Origin of the sequence: Streptomyces aurantiogriseus, assembly GCF_014649375.1 — a bacterium.
Classification (GTDB): Bacteria; Actinomycetota; Actinomycetes; order Streptomycetales; family Streptomycetaceae; genus Streptomyces; species Streptomyces aurantiogriseus.
Window position 1 is genome coordinate 42,223 of record NZ_BMSX01000042.1, and the last position, 10,252, is coordinate 52,474.

A 10,252-nucleotide genomic window follows, 5' to 3' on the forward strand; every position below is an offset into this window, starting at 1 on the left:
TGTAACGGATCAGCTTCAGTTGGTGTTCCCGGGGGCCGTCGGCAATCTCGTATGCGAACCCGCTGCCTGAGCCTCGGCGCCCCCCGCGCCCTCCTCCGGTCTTCGCCGCACCAACGGCAACGGATCCGCCGGCTGCAGATCCGGGTCGTCGATGCGGAACGTCCGTACGCGCCCCACCTCCGACTCGGGCGTCTCGAACCGCACGGTGACCCGCCCCAGACCACTGCCCTGCACCCACCCGTGCCCCAGCTCGGCATGCCGCACATCGTGCCCGGGACGCCACTGATGCTCGACCGGCCCGGCCTCCTCCCGGGGAGGCTCCTCCGGAACCTCCTCCTCGGGTCCCTCGCCCCGCTCCTCGGCTGCCTGCGCGAACAGGTCCTCCTGCGTGAAGTCGGCCAGACCGCTGACCCCTACACCGAGCAGCCGCACCCCGCCCGTGGTGTCCACCGAGTCCAACAGCCGCGCCGCCGCCTCGCGCACCACCGCCGGATCGTCCGTGGGCCCGCGCAGGGTCTCGGACCGGGTGAGGGTGGAGAAGTCGTACCGCCGCACCTTCAGCACTATGGTCCGCCCCGACAGACCGGCCCCTCGCAGCCTGCGCACACACCGGTCCGCCAGCCGCTGCACTTCCAGCTCCACCCGCAGCCGGTCGTGGATGTCCACGTCGTACGTGTCCTCGACCGACACCGACTTGGTCTCCCGCTCGGCCACCACGGGCCGCTCGTCGCGTGCCAGCGCCATGGCGTACAGCGCGTGCCCGTGCGCCTTGCCCAGCAGCCGGACCAGCTCGTCCTCACCCGCTTCAGCGAGTTCGTCGACCGTGGTGATCCCCGCTCGCCTCAGATGATCACCCGTCGCCGGCCCGACCCCCGGCAGTGTCCGCACCGACATCGGCCCGAGCAAGGCCCGCTCGGTGCCCGGCTCGATCAGCACCAGGCCGTCGGGCTTGGCCTGCTCCGAGGCGATCTTCGCGAGCATCTTGGAGGCGGCCAGCCCCACCGACCCCGTGAGCCCCGTGACGGCTCGGATGTCCGCACGCAGCCGCACCCCGGCCAGCCGCGCCGACTCACTGTCCCAGGCCGCTCCCCCGGCCTCCAGGTCCACGAACGCCTCGTCCAGGCTCAGCGGCTCGACCAGCGGCGACAGCGCCCGCAGCAGCCCCATCACCTGGTCGCTGATCGACCGGTAGAACGCGAAGCGAGGACTGAGGTAGGCGGCGTTCGGAGCCAGCCGACGCGCCTGGGCCATCGGCATCGCCGAGTGCACCCCGAAGACCCGTGCCTCGTAGGAGGCGGTCGCCACCACTCCGCGCGGGCCGAGACCGCCCACGACCACGGCCTTCCCGCGCAGACTCGGCTTGGACGCCTGTTCCGCCTGCGCGAAGAAGGCATCCATGTCGAGATGCAGGATCGTGGGCGCGTTTCTCACATCTCCGATGCTGCACCACGCCACTGACAATGACGTCGGACAGCCCGCCCAGTGCGCTCGCGGAGGCAGTCAGACCGCTCTGTTGCGCCGCCGCGCCAGCTCGTCCGCAGGGTTGTGCCCGACGAGCGTCTCACCGGTGTCGACGCGCTCCCCGTGCAGCTGCGACAGCGCGCTCTCGACGTCCCGCCACACCACACCCACGGCGATGCCGAAGATGCCCTGGCCGCCCTGGAGCAGCGCGTGGACCTCGTCCGGCGAGGTGCACTCATAGACCGTGGCCCCGTCGCTCATCAGCGTCATGCGCTCCAGGTCGCGAAACCCACGCTCGCGCAGGTGCTGGACGGCGGTGCGGATGTTCTGCAGCGACACGCCGGTGTCGAGGAACCGCTTGACGATCTTCAGGACGACGACGTCCCGGAAGCTGTAGAGACGCTGGGTGCCGGACCCGTAGGCGGGCCGCACGCTCGGCTCGACAAGCCCGGTGCGCGCCCAGTAGTCCAGTTGCCGATAGGTGATGCCGGCGGCCGCACAGGCCGTCGGACCGCGATAGCCGATCTGCTCGGACGCCATGGACGTCGCCCCTCCGCTGCTCGGCACGGCCGCCGGTCGCTGCGGAGCGTGATCGGCCGCGCTGCCGTGAAGCGGGTACGGACCGCTCCCCCCGACACCGAGTCCGGGGGCACCCCCAGCCGTACCGCCGCCGCTGCTTCTCACGCCGACCTCCGTCCTTGACCTGCCTTCTCGACGGTAGGCAGTCACCAGGGGTGCGTCAACGATCGCCACACTCGCCACGCCGAGTGATAATCACCCTAGGAGTGGTTTCCCGCACCCCACCGCGGGGAAAGGCTAGCCGAATGCGCTGAGCGGAGGCCGTAGGACGCTCTTACCCGCCGTCGGCAGTTGCCGGAAACGGGCCGCCCCGTCTCGTGGGCTCAAACCGGCTACTGGTTGCTGGTGCCGAAGTCCTCCGGCGAGATCTGGTCGAGGAACTCGCGGAACTTCTCCACCTCGTCCTCCTGCTCGTCCGGGATGGCGATGCCCGCGTCGTCGAGCACCGTGTCACTGCCGTAGATCGGCGTTCCGGTGCGCAGTGCCAGCGCTATGGCGTCGGACGGGCGGGCGCTCACCTCGACGCCGCTGGCGAAGACCAGCTCGGCGTAGAAGACGCCCTCACGCAGGTCCGTGATGCGCACCTCGGTGAGCTCCTGGCCGACGGCCTCCAGCACGTCCTTGAACAGGTCGTGGGTCAGCGGCCGCGCGGGAGCCATGCCCTGCTGGGCGAAGGCAATGGCCGTCGCCTCCCCCGGTCCGATCCAGATGGGGAGGTAACGGTCGCCTCCCACTTCACGCAGCAGCACGATCGGTTGGTTGGAGGGCATCTCGACCCGGACACCTACGACATCGAGCTCGTTCACACAGCAACCCTAGGCCGTGCCCGGGATGTTTGGGTAGTCGGGCCGGGAACGGGTGACCGATCCGGCTGCCCGGTGCCACCCTCCTCAGGGCAGCCGCACGCCCAGCGCGGTCTGCACGAGCGCCGCGTGCAGCCTGACCGTGAGCCCTGCCAGCTCCTTCGTACGAGCCTGCGCATGGGCCCTGGTCTGCGGATTGCGGTGCCGCTTGAGCGGGGCCACGACCTGGTCCACAAGCCCCGCCTCACGGTCTGCGGCGGCCTTCATCACCCGCAGATGCCGGGGCTCGATCCCGAACCGCCCCAGCTCGGCGATCAGCGAGGCCACCGTGGCCGCCTCCGCGTCATAGACCCCGTCCTCCAGCGGCACGACGAGCCCGTACGACTCCCACTCCCCGAGCTCCCGCTCGTCGATCCCGGCCGCCGCCAGCAGCTCGGCCCGCCCGATGCGGGCGACGGTGGGTGCGTCGGAGGGCTCCTGGACGGCCTCCCCGTCCCGCTGCCGGCCCAGTGTCGGCAGTGGCACGGCCTCGCCACGCTCCATGGCGTCCAGATGTTCCCGGATCACCTTGAGCGGCAGATAGTGGTCCCGCTGCATCCTCAGCACATGGCCGAGGCGCTCGACGTCCTCGGCGCTGAACTTGCGGTACCCCGACGGGGTCCGCTGCGGCTCGACGAGCCCCTCCGACTCCAGGAAACGGATCTTGGAGATGGTGACTTCGGGAAACTCGTCACGCAGCACGTTCAGCACCGTGCCGATGCTCATCAGACCACCGTCCGCGGCGGCGGTGCCGTGTCCGGCACCGCCCCTCGGTGTTCGAAGCATGGGCCTTCCCTGGGGGTGCCCCCGGACCGAGCCCGGGGGAGGGTCAGTAGCCTCGCTGGCTCGCGTAGAAGACCAGCCGGTACTTGCCGATCTGCACCTCGTCACCGTTCGACAGAGGGACCTCGTCGATCCGCTCGCGATTGACATACGTGCCGTTCAGGCTGCCGACGTCGGCGACCGTGAACGAACCGTCCTGGCGGCGCCGGAACTCCACATGGCGGCGGGAGACCGTCACGTCGTCCAGGAAGATGTCGCTCTGCGGGTGACGCCCGGCCGTGGTCAGGTCGCCGTCCAGCAGGAAGCGGCTGCCCGAGTTCGGACCGCGGCGCACGACCAGCAACGCGGAGCCCAACGGCAGCGCGTCCACCGCGGCCTGCGCCTCCGGAGAGAGCGCCGGCAGCTGCGTCTGGCCGGTGGTCTCGGAGTCGTACGCCTCGAGACCCGAGATGGAGATCGTGGAGGTCGTCTCCGACGCACGCTCGGGCGTCAGGCCGGGCCTCAGCGGCGCGCCGCAGTTGGAGCAGAAGCGGCTGTTCTCCGCATTGCGGTTACCGCACCTCGTACACACCAGGGCCGACATAGGGGAAAACCCTCCACCCGTACTTGAGGTTGACGGTTGCCCGAAACCTATGTCGCCGGACTGGGCAGGGTCAACCGACGCCCCGCCCTGGCCTCCGGAAATGTCACCACCCGGACCAGGTACCTGGTCCCGGAACAGCGGCCGCTGACCTTCCGCGTCAGGCTGTGCGCGATGGCGGGCGGTCGCGTTGTCGCTGCCCTCTCGCGCGCTCTTGCCGAACAACTTCGCAAACAACTTCACGGGCGATTCCCCTTGACCGAAACAGACCCGCCCGTGGGGCAGGACGAACCCTGACTGAATACACCGGCCGACCCGGACACCTTCACAACGTCCGTATCCACCAGACAGTTTCCACCACGCACCACCCGATCGGTGCGCCGACCCCCCGCAGCCTCATGCCCCTGCCGGACGGCCCCCATGCACCCCCGGTTCACTGGGAGGACGACCGAGCGTAGTCAGGCTGCTCCGCCGCTCGCAAGGCGTCCACGACGATCTTGGTCGATCGCTCGACGGTCACGGTGGCCTGCTCCTTCTCGAGAGTCTGCACCACACCTCCAGGGATGTTGAGCGCCGGTTCGAGGTCCTGCGGCTTGCCGATGACCTTGAAACGATAGGGTGCGTTGATCTTGTTCCCGTCGACGCTCACGCTCTCGCCGGAATCCGTCAGATACGTGCCGGCGACGACCCGTACGCCGTTGACCTGGATCGCCTCCGCCCCCGCCGCGCGCAGCTCCTGGATCGCGTCGAGCAACATGTCCGCCTCGACCGTCCCCTTCGTGTCCTCGATGGTCACAGTGATGCCTGGCCCTTGAGCAGCCACCGTGCCCGCCAGAATGCCGAGTTGCTTCTCCTTCTCGACCGTCTGCTTGCGGGCCTCCTCGGCCTGGTCGGAGCTGTTCTCCAGCTCCTGCCGCTGCTTCTCGAGCCCTTGCTTCTCGTCCTCAAGACGCTGACTGCGGTCATCCAGTTCATCGAGGATGCGCACGAGATCTTCCTGGCGCGCGCCACGCAGGGCGTTGCTGCTGTCGCTGTTGGAGGCGACCTGGACGGCCAGGCCGAAACCCAGGCCGAACAGCAGCACGGCCACAATGAGTTGGGCCCGGGTGACGCGCGGCGGCCACAACCCCTTCACGAGCCGCTGCCGACCGGTCAGTGCGGACTCGGCGGCCTCCTCGGACGCATCCGCCTGCGGAGCCGCCGCAGGAACCTCCGCGGGCAACTCCCTGCGCAGCCTGGTCGTCGGTGTTTCCTCGGGCTGCGTTTCGTCCTGGTTGCTCATCTGCCTCACGCCCGGAACACGTGCCGGCGGATCGCCGCGGCGTTGGAGAAGATCCGGATGCCGAGCACGACCACGACACCCGTGGACAGCTGAGCACCCACGCCCAACTTGTCGCCCAGAAACACGATCAGGGCGGCGACGACCACGTTCGACAGGAACGACACCACGAAGACCTTGTCGTCGAAGATACCGTCGAGCATGGCCCGCAGACCTCCGAAGACGGCGTCGAGCGCCGCCACGACGGCGATCGGCAGATAAGGCTCCACGACCGCCGGAACCTCAGGCCGGACCAACAGGCCGGCCACGACTCCCACGACGAGGCCCAGTACGGCGATCACGATGTGCCCTTCTCAGTTCTCGGCTGTGCTGTACGTACGATCACACTCGGTGCGGCGGGCAGCCGGACGTCGTCCTCCACGGAAATGGCGGTCCGGATACCGAAGTTCTCCTGCAGGGCGTGCAGATACAGCCCGTCGGCGCTGTCCTGGAACCGGGTGCTGAGGTTCTTCCCGTCCCCCACCGCCAGCACTGTGTACGGCGGCACCAGCGGCTTGTTGTCGACCAGTATCGCGTCGCCCGCGGCCCTGATCGCGGACAGCGCCGTCAGCCGCTGCCCGTTGATGGAGACGGCCTCGGCGCCCGAGGCCCACAGCCCGTTGACCACACGCTGCAGATCGCGGTCGCGCACCCGTCCGGTGTCGGAGAACCCGGAGGTCTCGCGCGGGTCGCTGTCGCCGCCTGTGGAGGCTTCCTTGGCATCATCCACGACCAGCTTGATTCCGGGGCCGTGCACCTCGACCGCACCCGCCAGAATGCCCACCAGCTCTGCCTGGTCGCCGCCCCCGCTCTCCCTGAGCGCCTCCCGCTGCCGCGCGCTCACGTCGTCGCGCAGCTCGTCGACAGTGCTCTCGAGCTTGTCCGCCGCCTCGGTCTCGCGGTCGATGCGGTCGATCAGATCCTCGCGCTCCTTGGCGACGACCGGAGCGGCGATCCGCGCCTGGGCCGCCCCGACGGTGACCACGAGGGCCGCGAGCACCAAGCCCGCGGCGAGACCCAGCTTCGCCCGCAGCGTCTTGGGCATGCCACCGGCGCCCTCGGCCTGCTTCCGGGCGGCGGCCTCGGCGTAGCCGTCGTCGAGGCTGTGGTCCATGACGTTGGTGAGCAGCGACATGGACGCGTCCGGGCGCGACGCGCGCGCGGGTGTGCTCCGAACGGGGGGCTGCTGCGGCATGCCGCACATCGTCGCACGTCGCGCCCAGTACCTCCGAACGGCCCCACCGGCGTGCCGGACAGGCCCCCTTGGGGACGCTTGTCCGGCACGCGCGCGTGGTACGTGTTTCAGCGACCGGCGCTGTCCACGACCGCTGACCACTCGTCCAGCAGGGCCTGCGCCGAGGCGTCGTCGGGCCCCTCAGCCCACAGATGCGTGACCGCCTCGGCCGGGTCCGGCAGCACCATCACCCAGCGCCCGTCCGTCTCCACCACGCGGACGCCGTCGGTGGTGTCCACAAAGCGGTCTCCGGCCGCTTCGACGACCCGCCGCATCACGAGCCCCTTGACCGCCCACGGGGTCGCGAGATCCCGCTTCAGGACGTGCGCTCGAGGAATCCGCGCGTCGATCTGGCTCAGCGTGAGCTGCGTCCGGGCCACGAGCCCGATCAGCCGCACGAAGGCCGCCGTACCGTCGAAGACACTGCTGAACTCGGGGACGATGAAACCGCCCTTGCCATCCCCGCCGAAGATGGTCGACTCATCCCGCCCCACCCGGGTCAGGTCATCGGGCGAGGTCGTCGTCCACTCGACCTGCGTCCCGTGATAGGCCGCCACCTGCTCCGCGATCCTCGTCGTGGTGACCGGCAGGGCCACCCGCCCGCTGCGCCGCTCGGCGGCCACCAGGTCGAGCAGCACGAGCAGCGCCCGATCGTCCTCGATGATCCGGCCCTTCTCGTCCACCAGGGAGAGCCGCTCGCCCACCGGGTCGAACCGCACGCCGAAGTGGGCTCGCGAGGATGCCACGATCTCGCCGAGCCGCACCAGCCCCGAGCGCCGCTGGTCACCCGTCTCCGTCGGCCTGGCCTCGTTCAGACCAGGATTGATGGTCAGCGAGTCCACCCCGAGCTTCCCGAGCAAACTCGGCAGGACAAGCCCGGCACTGCCGTTCGAGGCATCGACAACGACCTTCAGCCCGGACTCGGAGATCCCGGACGTGTCCACGTTCCGCAGGAGCGACCCGGTGTACGAGTCGAAGACGCTGGCCGGAAAATGCAGGTCCCCGATCTCCCCCGGGAACGCCCGCCGGTACTCCTGCCGCGCGAACACCCGGTCCAGCTTCCGCTGACTGCCCTGCGAAAGATCGGCACCCTGTCCGTCGAAGAACATGATGTCCACGGAATCCGGCACCCCGGGCGAGGTCCGGATCATGATCCCGCCGGCACTCCCCCGAGCAGTCTGCTGCCGCGCCACAGGCAGCGGTACGTTCTCCAGATCCCGTACATCGATGGCGCTGGCCTGCAGCGCGGAGATGACGGCCCGCTTCAGCGCCCGGGCACCACGGGAGTGGTCGCGGGCCGTGGTGACGGTGGAGCCCTTCTTCAGCGTCGTCGCGTAGGCGCCGGCGAGACGCACGGCCAACTCGGGTGTGATCTCGACGTTCAGGATTCCCGAGACCCCACGGGCGCCGAAGAGGTGCGCCTGTCCTCGCGATTCCCAGATCACCGAGGTGTTGACGAACGCACCGGCTTCGATGGTCTTGAACGGATAGACCCGCACATTGCCCTGCACGATCGATTCTTCACCGATCAGGCATTCATCACCGATGACGGCCCCGTCCTCGATTCTGGCCGCCCGCATGATGTCGGTGTTCTTTCCGACCACACACCCGCGCAGATTGCTGTGCTGCCCGACGTACACGTTGTCGTGCACGACAGCCTTGTGCAGGAAGGCTCCGCTCTTCACCACGACGTTGGATCCGACGACGGTGTGCTCGCGGATTTCCGCGCCGGCCTCCACCTTCGCGTAGTCCCCGATGTAGAGCGGCCCCCGCAGAACGGCATCGGGATGCACCTCGGCGCCTTCAGCCACCCATACGCCCGGCGAGATCTCGAAGCCGTCGAGTTCGACGTCGACCTTGCCCTCCAGCACGTCGGCCTGGGCCTTCACGTAGCTCTCGTGCGTGCCGACGTCCTCCCAGTAGCCCTCCGCGACATAGCCGTAGATCGGCTTGCCCTCCTTCATCAACTGCGGGAAGACGTCGCCGGACCAGTCCACGGGAACATCGGCCTCGACATACTCGAAGACTTCGGGCTCCATCACGTAGATGCCCGTGTTCACGGTGTCCGAGAAAACCTGGCCCCAGGTCGGCTTCTCCAGGAACCGCTCGACCTTGCCCTCTTCGTCGACGATCGTGATGCCGAATTCCAGAGGATTGGGTACCCGCGTCAGGCATACCGTGACCAGAGCGCCCTTTTCCTTGTGGAAGTTGATCAGCTCGGTGAGGTCGAAGTCGGTCAGGGCATCACCGGAGATCACGAGGAAGGCGTCGTCCTTCAACGCCTCCTCTGCGTTCTTGACGCTTCCGGCGGTACCGAGTGGCTTCTCCTCATTGGCATAGCTGAGCTCCATTCCGAGTTCTTCACCGTCACCGAAGTAGTTCTTGACCAGTGACGCCAGGAACTGCACAGTGACGACTGTCTCGTTGAGCCCATGCCTTTTGAGCAGCCTCAGAACGTGCTCCATGATCGGCCGGTTGGCCACCGGCAGGAGCGGCTTGGGCATGCTCGAGGTCATAGGGCGAAGGCGCGTGCCTTCGCCTCCGGCCATCACGACGGCCTTCATGTCGGAAGCGTCCTCCTTGAAGAGACGACGGTCTAGCCGACTTCACCCGTCCAGATTGTCCCGCATTTTTCCCCCGCGGGCCATCGAGCCACTGCTAGCTGCCAATGGGCGAGCTCAGTCGGCCATGGCGTCCGCACGGACCAGGCGGCGGACTTGTACCACGTAGAGGACTCCTGCCCACCAGTACAGCGTTGTACCCCATCCCGCGAACGCCCATCCGAAAATAGCAGCGAGTGACGCCAGCCATCCACTTCCGTCACTGAGCAACAGAAGCGGGAAGGCGTACATCAGGTTGAAGGTGGCGGCCTTCCCGAGGAAGTTCACCTGGGGCGGCGGATAGCCGTGCCGCCTGAGGATGCCCACCATCACCAGCAGAACCAGTTCTCGCGCAAGAAGTACAGCCGTCAACCACACAGGCAGAATCTCGCGCCAGGTGAGACCGACCAAAGTCGAGAGAATGTAGAGCCGGTCCGCAGCCGGGTCGAGGAGCCGGCCGAGACTGCTGATCTGGTTCCAGCGCCGCGCGAGCTTGCCGTCCAGGTAGTCGCTGATCCCGCTCAGGGCCAGCACCAGGAGAGCCCAGCCGTCGCTCTGCGGGCCCCCGAACTCAGGCCTCAGAATCAGCCACAGGAACAGGGGCACGCCGACAAGACGCGCCATGCTGAGGATGTTGGGGATGGTGAGGACCCGGTCAGTCTGAACACGGGTCTCCTGGACCTCCACCCGGGGGCCTCCAGTAGGAAACGAGCCAACGATGCTCCCTGACCTTACCTCAACGCAAAAAAGCTCTGGCTCTCGGGCTGCATGCCCAAGAGCCAGAGCTCTAAAGGGAGTTCGGCGGCGTCCTACTCTCCCACAGGGTCCCCCCTGCAGTACCATCGGCGCTGTAAG

General features: G+C 68.1%; 10 protein-coding genes. All 10 read right to left on the reverse strand.

Features of this window, described 5'->3' with window-relative positions; genetic code table 11:
- Nucleotides 1-15: 15 nt before the first annotated feature.
- The 10 genes from IE263_RS46070 to clsA all read right to left on the reverse strand — a co-directional run bounded on the left by IE263_RS46070 (nt 16) and on the right by clsA (nt 10,084).
- Complete coding sequence (locus IE263_RS46070) at nt 16-1,431, reverse strand: DNA polymerase IV (RefSeq protein ID WP_189944139.1); 1,416 nt, start codon at nt 1,429-1,431, stop codon at nt 16-18.
- Between the two features lie 69 nt (nt 1,432-1,500).
- Entirely contained in the window at nt 1,501-2,145 is a 645-nt protein-coding gene (locus IE263_RS46075) for a MerR family transcriptional regulator (RefSeq protein WP_189944140.1), read from the reverse strand.
- 227 nt (nt 2,146-2,372) lie between these two features.
- Nucleotides 2,373-2,846, reverse strand: coding sequence for a bifunctional nuclease family protein (locus tag IE263_RS46080; RefSeq protein ID WP_004934251.1), 474 nt, complete (start codon nt 2,844-2,846; stop codon nt 2,373-2,375).
- 84 nt (nt 2,847-2,930) lie between these two features.
- On the reverse strand, nt 2,931-3,668 hold the full coding sequence (gene ftsR, locus IE263_RS46085) for a transcriptional regulator FtsR (protein WP_189944141.1): 738 nt from the start codon (nt 3,666-3,668) through the stop codon (nt 2,931-2,933).
- A 43-nt stretch (nt 3,669-3,711) separates the two neighbouring features.
- The gene (locus IE263_RS46090; RefSeq protein ID WP_189944151.1) at nt 3,712-4,596 is read right to left on the reverse strand and encodes an FHA domain-containing protein; all 885 of its coding nucleotides are present in this window, start codon (nt 4,594-4,596) and stop codon (nt 3,712-3,714) included.
- An 82-nt stretch (nt 4,597-4,678) separates the two neighbouring features.
- The gene (locus IE263_RS46095) at nt 4,679-5,527 is read right to left on the reverse strand and encodes a DUF881 domain-containing protein (RefSeq protein ID WP_189944142.1); all 849 of its coding nucleotides are present in this window, start codon (nt 5,525-5,527) and stop codon (nt 4,679-4,681) included.
- 5 nt (nt 5,528-5,532) lie between these two features.
- Nucleotides 5,533-5,865: a small basic family protein gene (locus tag IE263_RS46100; protein ID WP_003988855.1), complete on the reverse strand. Its 333-nt coding sequence runs from the start codon at nt 5,863-5,865 to the stop codon at nt 5,533-5,535.
- Nucleotides 5,862-6,767: a DUF881 domain-containing protein gene (locus IE263_RS46105; RefSeq protein WP_189944143.1), complete on the reverse strand. Its 906-nt coding sequence runs from the start codon at nt 6,765-6,767 to the stop codon at nt 5,862-5,864. The genes IE263_RS46100 and IE263_RS46105 overlap by 4 nt, the downstream gene beginning before the upstream one ends.
- Before the next feature lie 98 nt (nt 6,768-6,865).
- Nucleotides 6,866-9,361, reverse strand: coding sequence for a mannose-1-phosphate guanyltransferase (locus IE263_RS46110; protein WP_189944144.1), 2,496 nt, complete (start codon nt 9,359-9,361; stop codon nt 6,866-6,868).
- 114 nt (nt 9,362-9,475) lie between these two features.
- Nucleotides 9,476-10,084 (reverse strand): cardiolipin synthase ClsA, encoded by a 609-nt coding sequence (gene clsA / locus IE263_RS46115; protein ID WP_189944145.1) that lies wholly within the window; start codon nt 10,082-10,084, stop codon nt 9,476-9,478.
- Nucleotides 10,085-10,252 lie beyond the last annotated feature (168 nt).